Below are 17,899 nucleotides of genomic sequence, written 5' to 3' on the forward strand. Positions count from 1 at the left end.
CCCTCGCCGATCCTCTGTAATCCGCTTGTGCGGAGCGTCGAGGGTTGCTTGGCTGTGGCCCGTGACCGAACTTCACACGCCGCGACTGAGCTTGCACGCCATCGACACCGCAGAGGGTGAACGGATCGTCGGGCGGTGCCCCGGAGCCGGGGACGCCTGGGCTGAGGACTTCCCTTTCGTCGGCGACGTCTACGGCGTCACGGCCTTTCTCAGAGCTTCGGCCGCCCACGGGGACCAGCGACCTTTCGGGCACTACCGGATCACCCGTGCCGCCGATGGGAAGGCCATCGGCGGCATCGGGTTCAAGGGCCAGCCCGACGACGGATGCGTCGAGATCGGGTACGGCCTCGCAGAGTCTGCCCGAGGTCACGGCTACGCGGCCGAGGCACTCGTCGCACTGCTGAAGATTGCAACCGAGCACGGATTGTCCCGCGTCGTCGCCGACACCACCGGGGACAACGTGGCTTCCCAACGGACCCTGGAACGTGCCGGGTTCCGCCGTACAGACACCAACGGCGACCTCCACCGGTACGAGGTGCTCCTGGATGCCGCTTCGCGACCGGCTCAGACCGCGACCGGCGAGGTGCCGTTACTGCCGGCACACATCGGCACTCATGATCAGTAAGATCGCGGGGTGAGCGAGAACCTGCACCCCGTCCGTCGGGTCAGCGTGGGCGACCTCAGCGCCGACATCGACGAGGAGCTTGCGCCGATCATCGAGGTCATCTGGCGTCTGAGGTTGACGACCTGGACCTGTTGCCAGAACGCGGGCGAGAGCAACGCCGACTGGCCGGTGCAACTGCCGCACATGGCCCCCGTCATCGCTGCGCAGCTGGGGTGGGCCTACATCGACTTCCCGATCGACGACGGGCTGGCGTTCCTGACCGCCCTCGCCCAGGGCGGCCCTCGCGACGCCTTCTACCTTCGGATGACCCATTGGGCAGCACCGGACTCGTGGCAGGTGTCCGCCCGGCCGATGGACCGGGCGACCTTCGACCAAGAGAGCGAGTCGCGGTTCAACCTACGGCTCCTGTTGGTCCGCTTCCCGAGCTACGACCGCGCGGAGATGCTGCGTCGGCTGATCGAGTACGAGGCGGGCCGACTGACGCCGCCGGGACCAGTCGATCGGTCAAGCATGACTCCCGGGCACTCGGCCTGAGGTGCAACTCCATACGCCCGGCCCGCAGGGCTGGTGCGTGGTTGACGAGCAGGCCGATGGCCGCCGCACGCGGACGGCGGCAGGGCGCCGTCGGGCGGGAAGGGCTCGGGCCGATGAGGAAGACTGACCGGCATGGCTGATCTGGGTGACCCGAAGGCTGCGCTGCACCACTACCTCCAGGCGACTCGCGATGACCTGATCTGGAAGCTCGACGGCCTGAGTGAACGTGAGGCCAGACTGCCCCGCACCGCGACCGGCAACAACCTGCTGGGAGTCCTCAAGCACTGCCTGAATATCGAAGCCGGCTACTTCGGGCCCACGTTCGGGCGCGAGTTCCCGACACCCGGGGAACTGGTCCCCCTGCACGCGTTCGACGCGGACCCACAGGCAGACTGGTACGCGCGTGAGGACGAGACGAAGGATGGACTGATCGACCTGTATCGCCGGGTCGGGGTGTTCGCGGACCAGACCATCGAACTGCTTCCCCTCGACGCGCCGGGGCAGGTGCCGTGGTGGGGGCCGGGCAAACAGGCCGTGATGCTGCAACGAATCATCATCCACGTGACCTGCGACCTCGCCCGGCACGCCGGTCAGGCCGACATCATGCGCGAGCAGCACGACGGCGCGATCGGTTGGCAGCGGGACAACAGCAACATTCCCGACGACTATGACTGGCCGGCGTACGTCACCAAGCTGACGAAGCTCGCTGAGCGGAGCGGATAGCCGCCCCGTACCCGACTCCGCCGGACGTGCGAGCGGCACGCTGGGACCCGATCACGTAGTTTGATCAAGACGTCGATGCGAGGGGGACCTGGTGGGCCGTAACGCGATCATCTTCCACGGGACCGGCGGCAACCCGGACGTCTGCTGGTATCCCTGGCTGGCAGGACGGCTGTCGTCCCGTGGCTACGCCGTCGAGGTGCCGCACTATCCGGGCATCAACGTCGAGCCGATCGCTGGGTTCCTGCAAAAGGTGCTGGACGGGCACAGCTTCGACGAGGAGACGGTCCTCGTGGGTCATTCCGGCGGTGCGGCCCTCCTGCTCGCGCTCCTGGAGCACCTGGACGTAACCGTCGCTCAGGCGATCCTGGTCGCCGGCTACTGCACCCGGCCCAACTCGGCGGAGGAACCGGTCCTCCAGGAGATCTACGACTGGGCCGCGATCCGGTCGCACGTACGGGACATCTACTTCATCAACTCCCGCGAGGATCCGTACGGCTGCGACGACCGGCAGGGCCGTGCCATGTTCGAGCGGCTCGGCGGCACCCAGATCGTGCGCGACGACGGGCACTTCGGTGACTACAACCAGCCGTACGAGCGATTCGACCTGCTCGACCGCCTCATCCCGTGAGGATCAGCCAGGCGAACGCGGACGACGTCGCGGACCTGGCCCGGCTGATGTGGCTGGACACCCTTGCTGAGGAACCAGCAGCGCTGTCCGTTGACGCATTCGCGGCGCAGCTCGCGACGTGGTGGGCCGTCCACCAGGACTCGCATTCTGCGTTCGTCGCTCGGCTCCGCGGACCGGAGATCGTCGGCATGGCCTGGGTCGCGCTCGTACCCCGCGTCCCGAGACCTGGAGCGACACGTCGGCTGTCCGCCGACATCCAGAGCGTCTTCGTCCTGCCGAATCAGCGCGGCCAGGGGATCGGTTCGGCGCTCGTGGAGGCCGCCTCGGATCATGCGACCCGCCTCGGGTCCCTTTGCGTGACGGTCCAATCTGGCCGTAGGGCAGTGCCGGTGTACGAACGGCTGGGCTTCGCGTCGTCCCGACAGCTCCTACGGCGACCGCCGGACCGGGTGCCCGCTGCTGACTCCAACGACCGGGAGGTCTGAAGCTCGGGTTCGCCACCCGGGCGGCGCCCGCCGCCCGGTCGCGGCCGCGCGTCTGCCAGCTACCCGCCGGTACGCCCGAAGTGGGGCATCAGATCGGATTGCTGGTGTAGATCTCCGTGCTGCTCTGGTTGCCGATGAACGGGTTGTTGACGGCCCACAGCAGGCCCTCGTCGTACTCCGGCACGTCGAAGTTGCACATGACCCAGCCGGAGTCCGCGCCGCTGCTGTTGAAGCACTGCCGGCTCCAGTCCGGGCCCTGGATGGTGCCGGCGGCGGACGCACCGTTCGCCACGGTGTCCTTCACCCAGACTCGGTCCCCGTACGCGGCGAAGCACGACTTCGCGCCGCTCGTCGACACGCACCACACGTCGATCCCGTTCGCCGCCGGCGGCGCACCGCTCGGCGTGCCGGTGGCAGCCGACGCCGCGGAGGCGGTCCCGACCAGGACGAGGGCCACGGTCGCCGGCACCATGGCCAGCGCGGCGGCCCGCCGCGTCGTCTTCAGCTTCATGCGCATCCGCGTCAACTCCCCAAATTCGCCATGATCGTTACCCGGTGATCGAGGGTACAGATCCCGGATGGTCAGGTTGTGTCGGGTTCGAGAGTCAGAGCTGTGTGGCAGCACCGGGCAGCGCGTCGCGGACGCGGAACATCCGGGTGATCAGGTCTGACACCCGTGCCAGGGGGTCCACCGCTGATCGGCGAACCACGCCGAGCCCCCCGTTGGAACCATCAGGCTCCGGCCACGAGCGCTCTGGCTGTGTCCGTCCAGGATCCTGCTCCGTGCGGTCCCGAGCAGGCGGCGCAGCGGATCCGGTGTGCCATATCGATGCCGCTGAAGGATCTGGTCGCCGGCCTCACCGCGGAACTGATCAGCGTCCGGGCGGTCTTCTGGGGCGGAGCCGCGCTCTGCGCCCTCGTGCTCGCCGCGACGTTACGAACGGTCACATCGCCCGAATTTCGCCGGGTAGAAGCCCGTGCGGCCACCTCTCACGAACCTGCGTGACCTGCCGTTGCGTCACCCAATACCTCGCAGTACTATGCATCGTACTTCTAGGGTTGGGGGTTGGGTGGGCTTTCATGAAGGTCGCTAAGGATCTGGTGGCCGCCTCGGCGACACCGATGGTGCTCGGCATCCTGGCCGAGGACGAGAGCTACGGCTACGCCATCCTCCGGCGGATCAACGAGCTGTCCGGGGGTGAGCTGGACTGGACCGAGGGACTGCTGTACCCGTTGTTGCACCGGCTTGAGCGCCTCGGTTATGTGGAGTCGAGTTGGCAGTCGGTCACCGGCGAGCGCAAGCGCAAGTACTACCGCATCACCGACAGCGGCCTGGCTGAGCTGGCCGAGCAGCGCCGGCAGTGGGACACCGTCGTGGACGCCCTCAAGGAGATCTGGCATGACCGTGCGCCGCTGACGGTGAGCCCGCTGGAGGGCCTCGCATGACGGCACAGGACAGGCCCGAGGAGCTGGAAGCGCAGTTCGAGCAGTGGCGCCAGTACGTGCTCCGCCGCAGGGAACTGCAACCCCTCGACGCCGACGAGCTCGAAGACCACCTCCGTGGCTCGGTTGACGAGCTTGTCTCCGCAGGCTTGAGCCCGGACGAGGCGTTCCTTGTCGCGGTCAAACGGATGGGCAGTCTCGACGAACTCTCCCGCGAGTTCGCCCGGGAGCATTCCGAACGGCTGTGGAAGCAGCTGGTGCTCGCCGGGGACTCCGACAGCCCGGCCGCCGGCACGCGCTCGCGCCGGGACCTGTGGGCCCTGGTCGGCTGCGCGGTGGGCGCGGTGGCGTCGGTCAAGGTGCCAGCGCTGTTCGGGCTAAGCTTCGCGGACGACGGCACGTTCTACGCGCGGAACTTCGCCCTGTTCGCGCTGCCCTGGCTGGCGGCGTTCCTGGTCTGGCGCCGGAAAGCCCGACTGCCGGTGATCGCGATACTGGTGGGGCTGTTTGCGCTCGGTGCCGTGGCGGCCAATGCCTACCCCCTGGGGGACGAGTCGCAGTCCCTGGTCGTCACGGGCATCCACCTTCCCATCGCACTGTGGCTCGTGGTCGGCCTGGCCTACGTCGCCGACGACTGGCGCTCCTCCCGTAGACGCATGGACTTCATCCGCTTCACCGGCGAGTGGTTCATCTACTTCGTACTCATGGCCCTCGGTGGCGGCGTACTCTCCGCCTTCCTCTTCAACACCTTCAACGCCATCGGGATCGTCCCGGAGGAGTTCATCTCGCAGTGGCTCCTTCCCTGCGGCGCCGCGGCGGTGGTCGTCGTGGCCGGGTGGCTCGTCGAGGCCAAGCAGAGTGTCGTCGAGAACATCGCGCCGGTCCTCACGCGGCTGTTCACCCCACTCTTCACGGCCGCTCTTCTCGCCTTTCTCGTCGCGGTCGTCTGGACCAGTCATGGCATCGACGTCGAGCGCGAGGCGCTGATCCTGTTCGACCTCCTGCTGGTCGTGGTGCTGGGACTGCTGCTCTACTCGCTCTCGGCCCGCGATCCGCTGGCCCCGCCCGGCCCGTTCGACAAACTCCAACTCGCGCTCGTGGCCAGTGCGTTGGTCATCGACGTGCTGGTGCTGGTGGAGATCACCGGGCGCATCACCGACGAGTACGGCAGTACGCCCAACCGGGCGGCCGCGCTCGGCGAGAACGTCATCCTGCTGGTCAACCTCGCGTGGTCGGCGTGGCTGCTGTTGACCTTCATCCGTCGGCGCACGCCGTTCGCGGCGCTCGAACGTTGGCAGACCGGCTACCTGCCGGTGTACGCCGCGTGGTCCTGGATCGTGGTCCTTGTCTTTCCGCCGTTGTTCAATTACGCCTAGCGCCGCGGCGAGAGATTTCTCCGGGGCCGTGTCGATCCGTGGGCCGCTCGTTCGACGTGTGGGCGCGAGGGCCGAGAGACGGCTCCGCCGGATGAGGAGTACGCGATGCCGAAGTACATGCTGATCATGCGGGGCACCGACGAGTCGAACGCCGCCATGATGGCCTCGATCGAGGAGGGGATCGCCAGCACCCGCCTCTTCATCGAGGAGACGATGAAGGCCGGCGTTCTCCTGGGCGCCGAAGGGCTGGACGATCCGGCCCAGGGCGTCGTGGTCGACTTCAGCGGCGAGGCGCCGGTGGTCACGGACGGGCCGTACGGGGAGACCAAGGAACTGTTCGGGGGCTTCTTCCTGCTCGATGTCGCCTCGAAGCAGGAGGCGGTCGAGTGGGCCAAGCGGGTCCCGGCGACCCGCGGGTCGAAGATCGAGATTCGACGGGTGCCCGGGGAGGACGAGGTCCCGCAGGACAGCACCGTCCAACGCTGATGGGTACGGCCGACGTCGAGGCCGTCTGGCGGATCGAGTCGGCGCGGATCGTCGCCGCGCTGACTCGGTTCACCGGCGATTTCGGGCTGGCCGAGGACGCGGCCCAGGAGGCTGTGGCCGAGGCGCTGGTGTCGTGGCCGCTCGCCGCTCCGGCCAATCCCGCCGGGTGGTTGATGACCACGGCCCGGCGGCGGGCGATCGACGCGATCCGTCGCCGGACCGCTCTGCAGGATCGGTACGCCCTGCTGGCGACCGACCTGGCGGTCGACGAGGAGGCCGACCCCGACCGGATCGACGACGACGTCCTGGCGTTGATGTTCGTCAGCTGCCACCCGGTGCTCTCCCCGGAGGCCCGGGTGGCGCTGACCCTGCGCGTGGTCGGTGGCCTGTCCAGCGAGGAGATCGCCCGCGCGTTCCTGGTACCCGTGCCGACCGTGCAGGCCCGCATCACCCGGGCCAAGAAGACGATCGCGGCGGCCGGGGTGCCGTTCGAGCTGCCGCCGGCCGGCGAGCGTCGGGGCCGGCTGGGTGGTGTGCTCAGCGTCCTCTACGTGATCTTCACCGAGGGGTCGACGGCCACGTCGGGTGACCGGCTGGTGCGCCCCGACGTCGCGTACGAGGCGATCCGGCTGACCCGCACGCTGGCCGCGCTCCAGCCGGACGAGCCGGAGGTGCACGGCCTGCTCGCGCTCTGCGAGCTGACGGCCGCGCGCTTTCCGGCCCGGACCGGCCCGGACGGTGCGCCGATCCTGTTGGAGGACCAGGACCGGCGGCGGTGGGACCTCTCGGCGATCCGCCGTGGGCTGGCCGCGCTGGCCAGGGCAGCGACCCGCGGCCTCGGCCCCTACGGCCTACAGGCCGCGATCGCCGCCACCCACACGTCGGCGCCCTCGGTCGAGGCGACCGACTGGGACCGGATCGTGGTGCTCTACGAGGCGCTCGGCCGGGTCGCGCCCTCGCCGGTGGTCGAACTCAACCGGGCCGTCGCCGTGGCCATGGCCTCGGGTCCGTCGCAGGCCCTGGCCATCGTGGACGAGCTGATCGCCCTGGACCGGCTCCCCAATTCGCATCTGGTGCCGACCGTACGCGGTGAGCTGCTGGCCCGCCTCGGCCGGCGACCGGAGGCGCGTGCCGAGTTGGAGCTGGCGGCCCGGCTGTGCGCCAATCAGCGCGAACGCTCCGTGCTGCTGCGAAAGGCGGCCGCGCTGGGCTGACTTCGAGCACGGTTGCCGTTGGCCAGGTCGGCACCGACGGCCGGGCGCAGCGGTGTTGCCGCCCTGCCGGGTTCACCGACCTCGGAGCAGCCCACGACCCGCCATAAAGGCCCGTAACGTCTCGGCATCCTCGGCGGACATCAACTCACGTGGGATCACGGTGGCGGGCATCCGGCCGACGTACACGACCCAGAACTCCCGGGTATCCCTCACCTGGGCGACCCCGTCCCAGGCGATGCCGCCGGACTCCGAGCCGCTGCGCATCATGATGTTGTCGTCGGTGATGTCATAGCCGCCCTCGACGGCGTAGCGACCCGAGCGGCGCCGGGCGCGCAACCGCACCCACGGCCCGTAGAGCATCGACAGTACGCCGCCCACGACCATCGCCACCCACAGCGACGAAATCTGCTCGCCCCTCGCGGATCCCCGCGAGACGACGAAACCGATCACCCCGACCGCCGTCAGCGCCGCGCCGACATAGCCGTACCTGCGCAGCCGAACGCTGCTGAGCGCAGCCGCCACGCGGCCTGGGTAGGCGGGATCGGCTGGAACGTCAAAACGGATGTGCACGCCAGAACGATAATGCCCCGACCCGCCCCCGAGGCGGCGCCTGCCCCCGCGCCACCTGGCCGGAGCATCCAGCGCCGTCGCCCGCGTCCTACTCGTTGACGAGCTGCTCTCGGAGAATGTCGGCGTGCCCGCAGTGCTGGGCCAGTTCGCGCAGCACGTGGAGATACACCCACCGCAGCGGGAGAGGGCCCCGCCGGTGCCCGTGCAGGATGTCGTCCAGACCCAGCGAGGACGTCGCACGGCGTGATGCTTCGCAGGCTTCGCGGTGGGCGTGCTGGACGGTGGCGATCGTGTCGCCGTCATCGAGGACGAACGACTCCTCTGACCGCGCGGGGATGCCGATCTCAGCACGCGACCGGCCGGTGACGGCTTCGTCGAACCAGATCTTCTCCACGAAGGTCGCGTGCTTCACGAGACCCAGCAGCGTGGTCCGGGAGGCCACCAACGATCGGCGTGCCTGTTCCTCGGTCAGCCCGTCCAAGCACTTGAGAGGTCGACCGACCTGTCGGTCCTTCAGCGTAGTTCGAGCTGGACGCCGTCCCCGGTGAGATGGCGGACCAGGTCGTCGAAGGTGACGACGGGCAGCCAGCTCTTGCGGTCGTAGCCGGAGACGAGGTGGCTGCGGGCGACCTCGGAGTTGTGCCAGATCAGGCGGAACCCGGGGGTCGCGCCGCCGTCGCCGGTCGCGGCGTTCTCGTGCAGCCAGAACAGGTCGCCGCCGAACCAGCCACCGGGGCCGTTGACCGCCTCGCCGATCGCGCAGTAGAAGGCGTCGTAGTCGGTGACGTAGCGCCCGTCCAGGTGGTACACGGTATCTGCGGGCTTGTCCGGCGCGTGACGTCGATGGACCGCGGCGGCACGTACCCAGAGGTAGCGGCCGCTGCGATCAAGCTTGGCCCACAGGTTGGGCCCGGTCGGGCCGCCAGCGTGCCACATGTCCCAGAGCGGTCGGTCGGTGGCTGCCAGGGGCTCCGGGATCCGGGCGTCCGTGGTGATGTCGACGAGGTCGTTACCGAGGATGGACGGGCGTACGGCGACGACGGTGCCGAACACGCGTTGCCCCCAGCTCATCGGGTGGACCGTGCCGTCGACGCGTACGTGCGCGAGCTCGGCCTCGATCGATCGGTTGAGCCCGGGACGGCAGCCCAGCAGGGTCAGCGGCGGACCAGGCGGCCAGGCGTCCGGCCGTTCGTGGAACAGGCCCGTGATGTCGGCGCACTCACCGGCCGGCGTTCCCTCGATGGACCCGTTCGCGGTGGACCACGCGCTCAGTCGGTAGCCGAAGACGGCGGGTGGGACCGCGCCGCCACGATTGTTGTCGTTGTCACGCCGATGGCCTTCGAGGTCGATGTCGAGCAACCCCGGCCCGCCCGGAGCGGGTCGGTGGCCGACGACCCTAACGTCGAGCAGTTCCTCCACGATCTCGTCACAGTCCTGGCACCCAGCTCCGCAGCCGCCGTCCACCGGTCGGCCTGGAACGTGTGCGCCCTCCAGGACGAAATTGCCGAACCAGGCCGGCCCCGTGCCGTCGACCGCGGCGAGCAGTGGCCCGGTCGGCGCGCAGCTCGACAAGGTATAGCGCTCGTACAGCGGCTCGGGCGGGAACACACGGTCGACGAACAGGCCGTCCACAACGGCGCAATCGGTGAGCGTGGCACCGGTCCTCTCATCGAGCAGGCGCCACCGCAGGGGGATCGGCACGGACCGACCTTAGCCGGCGGGCGGGCTGCAACGGTTGGCGCGATGCCCTGCGGGTTGGGCGGCTCCGCTCGATGTACTGCGCCTACCCGCCCTGTGCAGTTTTGACCAGACCGAGCCAATGCGCGGCCTCGTCGGCTGGCAGCACGCCATCCAAGGTCACCGTCGGGCGCATCAGCGGGTACGGTCGGCCAGCGTTCCAACTCCGCGCGTACGGCGGCGGATCGAGGACGACGACCCGCTCCCCGTCCACCTTCGGGATATCCGCGGGACGGCCCTCGTTCCAGATCCATTCGCCCAGGGCGTCGACCAGGTTGAAGGTGCCTCGGATGCCGCCTGCCGGTGTCAGGTCCTCGCCGTCGGAGGCCGCCGCGATCTCGGCGGCGCTTGGTCGTTGACCGGGCACCAGGCCCTGCGACTCGTCGCCGATCAGGGTGGCGGCGAGAAGCGTGTGCAGCTGAAAGTTGTCGCCGACGCCGCTTATCGTCATGCGGTAGCCGCGTCGGCTCGCGCGGTGCAGCACGACCAACGTCTCGTCGTCCAGGACGAGCAGCAGCCCGTACAACCAATGCGCGGTCTCGATGTGCTCGCGCATCTTGCCGACGGCGGCGGTGAGCCGCGGTCGCTCGGGCAGCACGGCCCGCACGTCCTTGCGCTGCGCGAGATACAGCACCGGTTGAACCCACTGGCCGCCGCAGAACCACGCCTTCAGCAGGTCATAGGCGTCTGACTGGTCCATCCCCCGGCTGGGCGCGGTCTCGACGAACCGCTCGATCGTCGGGCCGATCTGCTCGGCGTCGTCGGCGTCCGGCAGGTCCCCGAACTCCGCACCGTACAACTCGGCGAAGCGCGCCGCCTGCTCCATCGCGGTGGTGGCCCGCCCGACGAGCGTCGGCACCACCGCCGTCGCATCGGTGCCGTAGTCCGTCATGCTGCCGGCGAGCCGGGCCAGCTCGCCGCCCAACCCGATCGGGATCTGGGCGAGCACCGACGTCAACCTGGCCAGGGCCGTGTCGACCTCGTCGGGGCGCGCCTTCGGCGTGGCACGCGCGATGCCTTGCAGGGCCGCCATGAACCGCTTGTGGTCGCGGCTCTCCACCGCGCGAACCAGGTTGTCGACCCACTTGCCGAGGCCCGCCTTGAACAGCATCCGGCGATCTTAGCGATCGCACTCAGGTGGGCCGGAAGAGTACGAGCGAGGCCGCCCAATCACGAACCGCACGACGTGCCAGGAGCAGGCCGGCGGCCAGCAGGCAGAGACCAGCCACCCCAAGCGACCACGGGTGCTGAGGTGGGTAGCCGGACAGGATCGTGACCGCGTCGAGTAGCACCGCCACGCCGTCGGCGAACAGCAGGATGAACCGGACGATCGAGATCGTGAAGAAGCCGCCCTGCCAGATCCGGTAGACGCAGAAGACCAGGAGCAGAGCCAGCACTCCGGCAATGGCCAAATGCCCGAGGCTCGATCGCAGGGCCGATCGGATCGCCAGTGCCACCAGGATCACTGCGACCGGCACGGCCAGGGCAAGCGCCGCAGGCACCGCCCAAGGTCGTTCACACGGCTCATTCGGGAGCCCCGGCGCGGCGAGGCCCGCCCGTTGGTAGAGCGGCCAGATCGCCAACGGAAAGGCCGTCTCGACCCAGCGATCATGCTTGATCAACATCGATCGATCGCCCGGCGGTTCACCGAGCCAGTCCGGCCAGCACCCTGGCCCGCCACTCGTCATCCCCGGCGTAGTCACGGACGGCGCCGACCCCTCGACCGCCCGAGCGCAGACTCTGGTAACCGACCGCGCCACTGGTCATGCCCAGGGACATGGCAAGCATCCCGACCGCCTTCAGCGCCAGGCCCAAGCGGGGGCGTTGGCGAAGCGAGGCGGGGGATCGCGGCGTTTGAGCCATCTCGCCTCCCTGGCTCGTGACCCTCGGTGCAGGTCCAACAGGAGCGCAAGAATATAGCTGTCATTCGATCGGCGCGGCGGGTGGCAGCCCGAAACGGCGGGGCGGCTTGCGCCGCCCGACCGAAGTCGCGATCACTTGGTGCCCGAACAAGGGCGCGTGGCAATGGTGCGGTGCGCCGTATCCTGCTGCGGTGCCGATCCCCTTCGTAGCCAAGACAAGCCCACGCCTACGCGCGCCCGCCGTGGCGGTGCCCCTCGGGATGGTTGCCGGGCTCTTGGCCACACTGCTGCTCGCCGGCTGCGGGCTCATCGCCCGGCCTGGCCCCGCCGCGGCATTGCGGTTCCAGTTCGCCGCGACAACCGGCGACGGGTACATGAACCAGGTGCTCACCATCTTCAACGACAGCACCACCGTGCTCGCCCCGACATTGGAGTTTACGGCACTGGACGCCAACCGGAGCGCGTTACCGTCGGTCAAGGTCACCACGGTCTACGGCAGCGATCGGGGTCAGGTGGTCGTTCCGCCGGGCAGCGGCATGGATGTGCTGGTCTTCAGCGGCGACAGTGCTCAACTGGCCGAGGACGTGGCCGTGTCCGTCCGCAGCACGGACACTGTCGAGGTCCCGGCCGCGCAGGTCGACCCGGTTGCCGTTCCGATGGACGATGCCGGCCAGCCGCTCGATCGCGGCAGCCCATTCACCGCCGTGTCGGTGCGCAATGACGACAGCGCACCGATGAGTGTGCGGCTGGTGTACATCGTCTGGACCGAGCCGGAGGGAGACGAGCGTCAGCAGGCCGAACGGGTCGTACCGATCGGTGACCTGATAGTCGTGCCGCCCCGGCAGGCGACTCTGGTGCCGGTGGTCGGAGAGGCGCGGACCGCCGTCACGGAAGCGGCAGGGCACGTCCCAACCAGCATCAAGGTGTACCTCTCCCGATAGTTCGGACCACTTCCGATACCGGGCCCACGCTTCGCACCGTGGCGAGCTGTCCGTGGCTAAGGAGTGCGCAGGGCGTCGGGCATGGATCAGGGTCGGGCCGTGCCCTCGACAACGGTGCTTTTCTGCGGACGAAGTGCGGTCAAGAGGCTGTCGAGTTGACCCCAGGCCCGCGCGCTGGCGACGTGGTCAATGTAGTCCCGGGACTCGATGATGAGCCCATTGCGGATACGCATCACGAAGACGCACGGCACCGTGAATTCCTCACCCGTCTCGGCGACCCGCCCCTGATAGGCGAACTCGGCGACAATCACCTCCGGGTCGGCGGTTTCATGAATCGTCACGTCGACCGGCTTACGGTTCAGAGTCCGGGCGACCGGCGGCGGCGTGGTGAAGTGCTCGTGCAGTTCGCTGCGGCTCCGCAGCGGAGGCGGGTTGAGCGGGTGAAACGGATGCGTGACATGGGTCTGTTCGGCGTACAGGTCGGCCAAGTCTTCGTACGGACCGTCGCAGACCCCGTTGACCAGCCGGAGGAACGTTTCGCGAGGGTTGCTCATGCCGGGCTTCCTTCGAATCGGTGGATGTCATTTGGGGCGTTACTCGTATCCCATGGCCGAGATGACCTTGCCGAATGCCTCTTCGATGAACTCGCGGGTCTCGGCGTCGAACTGGTCGGTGCGGTTCGTCAGCTTGTGCGACTGAAACGTTGAAGAGGTGGCGAAGTCGTCGACGCCGAGCCGTTCGAACAGGGCGCGGCGCTGCCCGGGCCAGTCGGCTGCGAGATCCTCGGCCTTCACCTCGATGTATCGCCTGCCCGTCAGATCGACCGTGTCCTTCCAAGTGAGCCAGCGGTGATAGATCGGGGTGAGGTAGGCCAGCACGCTCTCCAACGTGGACGGTGCCCAGGGCTGGGCCAGGTGGGACGCGAGCACTGAGACCGGGTGACGCTTGATGTGCACGATGGTGGCTTCGGGGACCAGTTCCCAGAGGAAATCCATGTACAGCAGGTTGAACGGTGTCTTCTCGCACCAGGTCGGCTTGCCCGCGTCGGCGGCTGCTCCACCGAACAAGGTGTCGATCAGGCCCCGCAAGATGGCGAGCAGTTCGCCCCGGTCGTTGAAATATCGGGGTAGTACCCGCCGGCGGCTCAGCGGCCCGAACGGCCCGGCAGGCCGGTCGGCGTTCCCGAAGCCCTGCGCGGGCGCGGGTTCGTCGAAGGTGTACGCGATCAACTGCGGCCAGAGCTGGTGCACCGCGTCCCGGTAGCGCTGCTCGCCGACCAGCTCCGGAACGGTCTTGCCGCGATCATCGCGCCGGCCGGGCACCCGTACGGTGAGGAAGTCGCTCAGTCGCCGCAGCGCGTCCTCACCGACGGTGGGGTCGTAGCGATTGGTGAGCGCGTCGGTCAGGTCCCGCAGGCCACCCGGGTCGACGAGAAACCGGGTCTCCATGGGAATCCGATGGATCAGCGGATGTTCGCCGATGATGTCGGCGATCCGCGACGTTCCGGAGCGACCCGTACCCGCCACGAAGATCGGTGCGGGGGTAGGCATGGTGAGCAGTCAAACTCTCAGCCCGACGCGCGTGCAAGCCATTTGTCTCCTTCACCCGCTGCCAGGAGTCGGATCCGAGCCGGCGGCGCCGAGTGCGTGCCGGACGGCGGCACAACCAACCGGCGGGGCGGGCAGGCGGTGGGCCGGAGAGGCGGCGAGGGTTTCCCCAGCTGTCGCTTCCGGGTAGCGGATGGCCATGAACCGCAATCTCGTGAAGGCTCTGCAGGTGGCGTGGGGCCTGCCGGAGTTCCGCGCCGGGGTACGACATCTCATCGATCTCGACGAGGTGTCGGTGCTGCTGGCCGCGCTGTCCGTCGCGGAACATGACCGCGAGGTCGAGCGCAGCCTGTTGAGCCTGCTGCGGTCCGGCCTGGAGACGGTCGAGATCCGGGAAGCGGTGTTGCTGCTGCTGGAGCAGGACGAGGTGCGCCGGCCACTCGTCGTGGCGATGGTGGAGCCGCTCGCGGATCGGCCGGGTCAGGCTGCCGCCATCGCTGCGGCGGCCGAGGACCCCGTCGTGCGGCGTGAGGTACGGGCGGTGCTGGACAACGCCAAGGTGCGCGAGCTGATCTGGCAGGCGATCGAGAGCCAGGTGAGCGACGACCGGTTCGGCCTGATCCGCCGGGCGGCGGCGCTGGTCGTACGGCACCCGAGCGTCCTGCGGCTCGTCTGGGCGCTGCGCCGGCACGGAGTGTTGCGCGAACTACGCCGCAAGGCGTGACCCAGGTCAGCCGACGCCCGAGGGCGAGTCAGCACGCACGCCTAGGGTGTCGCGGCGGAGCGGGCCGCCGGCGCGGTGATCAGCTCGGGGTGAGGAGGCAGAACTCGTTGCCCTCCGGGTCGGCGAGGACCTTCCACGGGACGTTCTGGCCCAGGTCGACGCTGGTAGCGCCGAGAGTCCGCAGTCTGGCCGCCTCGGCCTCCAGGTCGTCGCCCGGGTACGGGCGCACGTCGAGATGGACGCGGTTCCACACGCTCTTCACGTCGGGCGTGCGGATGAACTCCAGATAGGGGCCGACGTCCTTGGCGGAGCGCAGCACCGCCGCCTGGTCGGTCACCTTGTGCAGGGTCCAGTCCATGGCGTCGCTCCAGAATCGGGCCATGGCGCGCGGATCCGCGCAGTCGACCACTACCGCGGCGATCGGTCCGGTGTCCCGGTAGACCTCTCGGGGTTCGAGCACGCAGAACTCGTTGCCCTCTGGGTCGGCCATGACCGTCCAAGGGACCTCACCCTGGCCGACGTCGGTGAGCGTTGCGCCGAGTTCCTTCAGGCGCGCCACCATTTCCGCCTGATGAGCCGTCGAGGTGGTGGCGAGGTCGACGTGCACGCGGTTCTTCACCGTCTTGGGTTCCGGGGAGACGACGAGGTCGATGCAGACGGCGACGGGATCGGGGTAGACGAAGCCCTCGGGTTCGAGGTTGGTCACGCCGGGTCCCTCGCTGGAGACTTCCCAGCCGAGCACCTCCGCCCAGAAACCGCCCAGCGCGGAGTCGTCCCGAGCCTTCATGTTGATCTGTACGAGCCGCGTCGCCATGCCGACGATGCTAGCGGCGGACTGGCACGTCACGATCAGCCGTACGGGTCTGGACCTGGCCATGACGCGCTGCGTTCGGCCGTGTGTGCTCAGGAGCGTTGGCGTTCCTTCTGCTGCTGCATGAGCTCCTCGATGGCGGTGGGCAGGGTTGTCTCGAAGTCGATCAGCTTGACCCAGGTCGGCTTGACCAGGACCCGGACCATGCCGTCGTAGAGCGACTGCACCCCCTCCTCCCACTCGGCCCGTTGCTCGGGCGTCATCTCGTAGGTGCCGTTCCACCGCAGGTACTCGTCCGGGATGCCGTCGACGACATCCAACTCCGCCCGGCCACGGATGAGCAGGACCCTCGGCGGGTGCGACTCGGTGTCGATCGTCAGCGCGACCGCGGGATTGTGGCGCAGCGCCGGGAGTTTGCGCGCGTTCTTCGCGGTGCACATGACGATCTCCGTGCCGTTCCAGAAAATTCCGATCGGGATCGACCGCGGGGTGCCGTCCAGCGCGATGAAGGCCAGCCTGGCCAGGTCACGGGCCAGCAGCTCCTGGCTGAGTGGGCGGTTCAGTACCTCGTCGATGGCGTGCTGGTCCATGGTTCGCGTTCCTTAGTCGTAGTAGCGGCGGGCGCTGGACCCGACGCGGCTGATGTCGGTGCCGTAGATGTGCAGGCTGACGGCGGTCTCGTCGCCGACGTTGCGGATGCGGTGGATGTCGCCGGGCGGCGCGAAGCCGCTGACCTCGCCGGGAGGGATGTCCCGCGTACCCATGAGGTTGAGTGCTTCGTCGAACAGTTCCTCGTGCTCCATGCCCGAGAGCACGCCGACGACGCACCAGGTGATGTGGTCGTGGATCCGGGTGGTCTGCCCGGGGCGCCAGACCAGGCCGAGGATGGAGAACGCCCCGTCGGGCTCGGCGTGCAGCAGGTGGCCCATGACCCGGTCGGGCCGGCCGAGACGCTGGTCGGGCGTCAGGATCTCGGGGCCGGGCAGGTGCGCGCGGAGCTGGTCGGCGACCAGTTTCGAGGTGTCCGTCCAGCCGGTCCGCACGTCGGTCGCCTGCCGCACGGCTGCGACGAGATCGGTCAGCGTCGTCAGTGAGCGCGTCATGGCCGCGTCCCTCCTTCGCAGAGCGGGTTTGTCCCGCTCAGCGTCCCGCGCGCCGACTCATTCGTCTAATGACAATGGTTGAGCGAACTCATGCGTATCCTCTATGAATGCTGGATATCCTGCGGTTACGGGTGCTCGCGGCGATCGCCGCACAGGGCTCGGTGACCAAGGCCGCCAAGCACCTGAACTACTCCCAGCCCGCCGTCAGCCATCATCTGGCCAGGCTGGAGGCCGAGACCGGGGCCAGGCTCGTGCAGCGGGTCGGCCGGGGCATCCGGCTCACCCCGGAGGGCGCGCATCTGGCCCGCCGCGCCACCGAGATCGTCGGCCGGGTCGACACCGCCGCCGCGGAACTGTCCGCGATGGTGGGCCTGCGCACCGGCCGCGTCCGGGTCGCCGGCTTCCAGTCGGCGCTCGCCGCGCTGGTGCCGCACGCCGCGGGCACACTGCGCCGCGAGCACCCCGGCATCGAACTGCATCTGATCGAGGCGCACCCGCGCGTGGCACTCGATCTGCTGCGCGCCGGGCAGGTCGACGTCGCGGTCGTCTTCCGCTACCACGACACGACCCCGGCCGACATCCGCGCCACGCCTCTGTTCGACGACCCGATGTACCTGCTCAGCCTCGAACCCGACCAGACACTGGCGGGCAACCGCGACTCCGCCTGGATCGCGGGCTGCGAGAACTGCCGCGGCGAGTTCCTGGAAGCCTGCGACCGGGCGGGCTTCGTCCCGCCCATCGCCTACACCAGCGACGACATCATCGTCCAGCAGGCACTGGTCGCCGCGGGCATGGGCGTGACCACCATGCCGGGGCTGGCACTGCGTACCCACCACGCGCCCGGGATCGAGGCCAGCGTCCTGCACGACTTCCGGCGGCACGTCTATCTGGCCACCTATGGCGACCCGCCGGACCCGCCCGCGACCACGGCCTTCGTCGGCGCGCTGCTCGATGCCGTCCAGGCACGCTAGGGGGTTGGCTCAGGCGTCCAGGGCGGTGGCGGTGCCCGCCCCCAGGTGATCGCGACCTGCGCGACGCTGACGCCCAGTGGTGCCCGCAGGAGCGCGCGCACAACCGACCGACGCGTCAC

24 protein-coding genes are annotated in these 17,899 nt (G+C 68.9%); 12 read left to right on the forward strand and 12 right to left on the reverse strand.

The genetic code is table 11. The features are described from left to right. Positions 1-61: 61 nt before the first annotated feature. The 5 genes from ACFQGL_RS05205 to ACFQGL_RS05225 all read left to right on the forward strand — a co-directional run bounded on the left by ACFQGL_RS05205 (position 62) and on the right by ACFQGL_RS05225 (position 2,995). Positions 62-625: a GNAT family N-acetyltransferase gene (locus ACFQGL_RS05205; RefSeq protein WP_377506170.1), complete on the forward strand. Its 564-nt coding sequence runs from the start codon at positions 62-64 to the stop codon at positions 623-625. Between the two features lie 9 nt (positions 626-634). Further along, the gene (locus ACFQGL_RS05210; protein ID WP_377506173.1) at positions 635-1,159 is read left to right on the forward strand and encodes a hypothetical protein; all 525 of its coding nucleotides are present in this window, start codon (positions 635-637) and stop codon (positions 1,157-1,159) included. A gap of 132 nt (positions 1,160-1,291) precedes the next feature. Then, positions 1,292-1,882 carry a DinB family protein gene (locus tag ACFQGL_RS05215; RefSeq protein ID WP_377506176.1) on the forward strand — a complete coding sequence of 197 codons (591 nt, stop codon included), beginning with the start codon at positions 1,292-1,294 and terminating at the stop codon, positions 1,880-1,882. Positions 1,883-1,973: 91 nt separating this feature from the next. After that, positions 1,974-2,510 carry an RBBP9/YdeN family alpha/beta hydrolase gene (locus tag ACFQGL_RS05220; RefSeq protein ID WP_377506179.1) on the forward strand — a complete coding sequence of 179 codons (537 nt, stop codon included), beginning with the start codon at positions 1,974-1,976 and terminating at the stop codon, positions 2,508-2,510. Positions 2,511-2,557: 47 nt separating this feature from the next. After that, on the forward strand, positions 2,558-2,995 hold the full coding sequence (locus tag ACFQGL_RS05225; protein WP_377507144.1) for a GNAT family N-acetyltransferase: 438 nt from the start codon (positions 2,558-2,560) through the stop codon (positions 2,993-2,995). Between the two features lie 88 nt (positions 2,996-3,083). Here the strand turns inward: ACFQGL_RS05225 and ACFQGL_RS05230 are convergent, their stop codons facing one another. Continuing rightward, positions 3,084-3,512, reverse strand: coding sequence for a hypothetical protein (locus ACFQGL_RS05230; protein ID WP_377506182.1), 429 nt, complete (start codon positions 3,510-3,512; stop codon positions 3,084-3,086). A gap of 563 nt (positions 3,513-4,075) precedes the next feature. On the opposite strand from ACFQGL_RS05230, the gene ACFQGL_RS05235 reads away from it, so the two are divergent. The 4 genes from ACFQGL_RS05235 (at position 4,076) to ACFQGL_RS05250 (ending at position 7,514) form a co-directional block, all read left to right on the forward strand. Continuing rightward, entirely contained in the window at positions 4,076-4,441 is a 366-nt protein-coding gene (locus tag ACFQGL_RS05235; RefSeq protein ID WP_377506185.1) for a PadR family transcriptional regulator, read from the forward strand. Continuing rightward, on the forward strand, positions 4,438-5,814 hold the full coding sequence (locus ACFQGL_RS05240) for a permease prefix domain 1-containing protein (RefSeq protein WP_377506188.1): 1,377 nt from the start codon (positions 4,438-4,440) through the stop codon (positions 5,812-5,814). The genes ACFQGL_RS05235 and ACFQGL_RS05240 overlap by 4 nt, the downstream gene beginning before the upstream one ends. 105 nt (positions 5,815-5,919) lie before the next feature. Next, positions 5,920-6,300, forward strand: a complete 381-nt coding sequence (locus tag ACFQGL_RS05245; RefSeq protein ID WP_377506191.1) for a YciI family protein — start codon at positions 5,920-5,922, stop codon at positions 6,298-6,300. Next, a complete protein-coding gene (locus tag ACFQGL_RS05250; protein WP_377506194.1) occupies positions 6,300-7,514 on the forward strand; it encodes an RNA polymerase sigma factor in 1,215 nt (404 codons plus the stop codon). The genes ACFQGL_RS05245 and ACFQGL_RS05250 overlap by 1 nt, the downstream gene beginning before the upstream one ends. A gap of 72 nt (positions 7,515-7,586) precedes the next feature. Here the strand turns inward: ACFQGL_RS05250 and ACFQGL_RS05255 are convergent, their stop codons facing one another. The 6 genes from ACFQGL_RS05255 to ACFQGL_RS05280 form a co-directional block, all read right to left on the reverse strand. Further along, positions 7,587-8,084 (reverse strand): YcxB family protein, encoded by a 498-nt coding sequence (locus ACFQGL_RS05255; RefSeq protein ID WP_377506197.1) that lies wholly within the window; start codon positions 8,082-8,084, stop codon positions 7,587-7,589. A gap of 88 nt (positions 8,085-8,172) precedes the next feature. Next, the gene (locus tag ACFQGL_RS05260) at positions 8,173-8,565 is read right to left on the reverse strand and encodes a DinB family protein (protein ID WP_377506200.1); all 393 of its coding nucleotides are present in this window, start codon (positions 8,563-8,565) and stop codon (positions 8,173-8,175) included. Between the two features lie 32 nt (positions 8,566-8,597). Further along, positions 8,598-9,785, reverse strand: coding sequence for a barstar family protein (locus ACFQGL_RS05265; protein WP_377506202.1), 1,188 nt, complete (start codon positions 9,783-9,785; stop codon positions 8,598-8,600). Between the two features lie 82 nt (positions 9,786-9,867). After that, entirely contained in the window at positions 9,868-10,932 is a 1,065-nt protein-coding gene (locus ACFQGL_RS05270; RefSeq protein ID WP_377506205.1) for a hypothetical protein, read from the reverse strand. A gap of 22 nt (positions 10,933-10,954) precedes the next feature. Further along, on the reverse strand, positions 10,955-11,323 hold the full coding sequence (locus ACFQGL_RS05275) for a hypothetical protein (RefSeq protein WP_377506208.1): 369 nt from the start codon (positions 11,321-11,323) through the stop codon (positions 10,955-10,957). A gap of 142 nt (positions 11,324-11,465) precedes the next feature. Further along, the gene (locus ACFQGL_RS05280) at positions 11,466-11,609 is read right to left on the reverse strand and encodes a hypothetical protein (RefSeq protein WP_377506210.1); all 144 of its coding nucleotides are present in this window, start codon (positions 11,607-11,609) and stop codon (positions 11,466-11,468) included. A 91-nt stretch (positions 11,610-11,700) separates the two neighbouring features. Between ACFQGL_RS05280 and ACFQGL_RS05285 the strand changes: the two genes are divergently transcribed. Beyond that, positions 11,701-12,624 carry a hypothetical protein gene (locus ACFQGL_RS05285; protein WP_377506212.1) on the forward strand — a complete coding sequence of 308 codons (924 nt, stop codon included), beginning with the start codon at positions 11,701-11,703 and terminating at the stop codon, positions 12,622-12,624. 86 nt (positions 12,625-12,710) lie between these two features. On the opposite strand, the gene ACFQGL_RS05290 is transcribed toward ACFQGL_RS05285, so the two are convergent. Next, positions 12,711-13,178 (reverse strand): nuclear transport factor 2 family protein, encoded by a 468-nt coding sequence (locus ACFQGL_RS05290; RefSeq protein ID WP_377506214.1) that lies wholly within the window; start codon positions 13,176-13,178, stop codon positions 12,711-12,713. A gap of 39 nt (positions 13,179-13,217) precedes the next feature. Continuing rightward, positions 13,218-14,174 carry a sulfotransferase family protein gene (locus ACFQGL_RS05295; RefSeq protein ID WP_377506216.1) on the reverse strand — a complete coding sequence of 319 codons (957 nt, stop codon included), beginning with the start codon at positions 14,172-14,174 and terminating at the stop codon, positions 13,218-13,220. A gap of 196 nt (positions 14,175-14,370) precedes the next feature. Between ACFQGL_RS05295 and ACFQGL_RS05300 the strand changes: the two genes are divergently transcribed. Continuing rightward, positions 14,371-14,895, forward strand: a complete 525-nt coding sequence (locus tag ACFQGL_RS05300) for a hypothetical protein (protein ID WP_377506218.1) — start codon at positions 14,371-14,373, stop codon at positions 14,893-14,895. Positions 14,896-14,974: 79 nt separating this feature from the next. Here the strand turns inward: ACFQGL_RS05300 and ACFQGL_RS05305 are convergent, their stop codons facing one another. The 3 genes from ACFQGL_RS05305 to ACFQGL_RS05315 all read right to left on the reverse strand — a co-directional run bounded on the left by ACFQGL_RS05305 (position 14,975) and on the right by ACFQGL_RS05315 (position 16,809). Further along, positions 14,975-15,709 carry a VOC family protein gene (locus ACFQGL_RS05305; protein WP_377506220.1) on the reverse strand — a complete coding sequence of 245 codons (735 nt, stop codon included), beginning with the start codon at positions 15,707-15,709 and terminating at the stop codon, positions 14,975-14,977. Between the two features lie 89 nt (positions 15,710-15,798). Beyond that, the gene (locus tag ACFQGL_RS05310; RefSeq protein WP_377506223.1) at positions 15,799-16,296 is read right to left on the reverse strand and encodes a pyridoxamine 5'-phosphate oxidase family protein; all 498 of its coding nucleotides are present in this window, start codon (positions 16,294-16,296) and stop codon (positions 15,799-15,801) included. A 12-nt stretch (positions 16,297-16,308) separates the two neighbouring features. After that, positions 16,309-16,809: a cysteine dioxygenase family protein gene (locus ACFQGL_RS05315; protein WP_377506226.1), complete on the reverse strand. Its 501-nt coding sequence runs from the start codon at positions 16,807-16,809 to the stop codon at positions 16,309-16,311. Between the two features lie 107 nt (positions 16,810-16,916). On the opposite strand from ACFQGL_RS05315, the gene ACFQGL_RS05320 reads away from it, so the two are divergent. After that, positions 16,917-17,780 (forward strand): LysR family transcriptional regulator, encoded by an 864-nt coding sequence (locus ACFQGL_RS05320; protein ID WP_377506229.1) that lies wholly within the window; start codon positions 16,917-16,919, stop codon positions 17,778-17,780. The last annotated feature ends 119 nt before the right edge of the window (positions 17,781-17,899 follow it).

It is taken from the genome of Micromonospora vulcania, assembly GCF_042658605.1.
Classification (GTDB): domain Bacteria; phylum Actinomycetota; class Actinomycetes; order Mycobacteriales; family Micromonosporaceae; genus Micromonospora; species Micromonospora vulcania.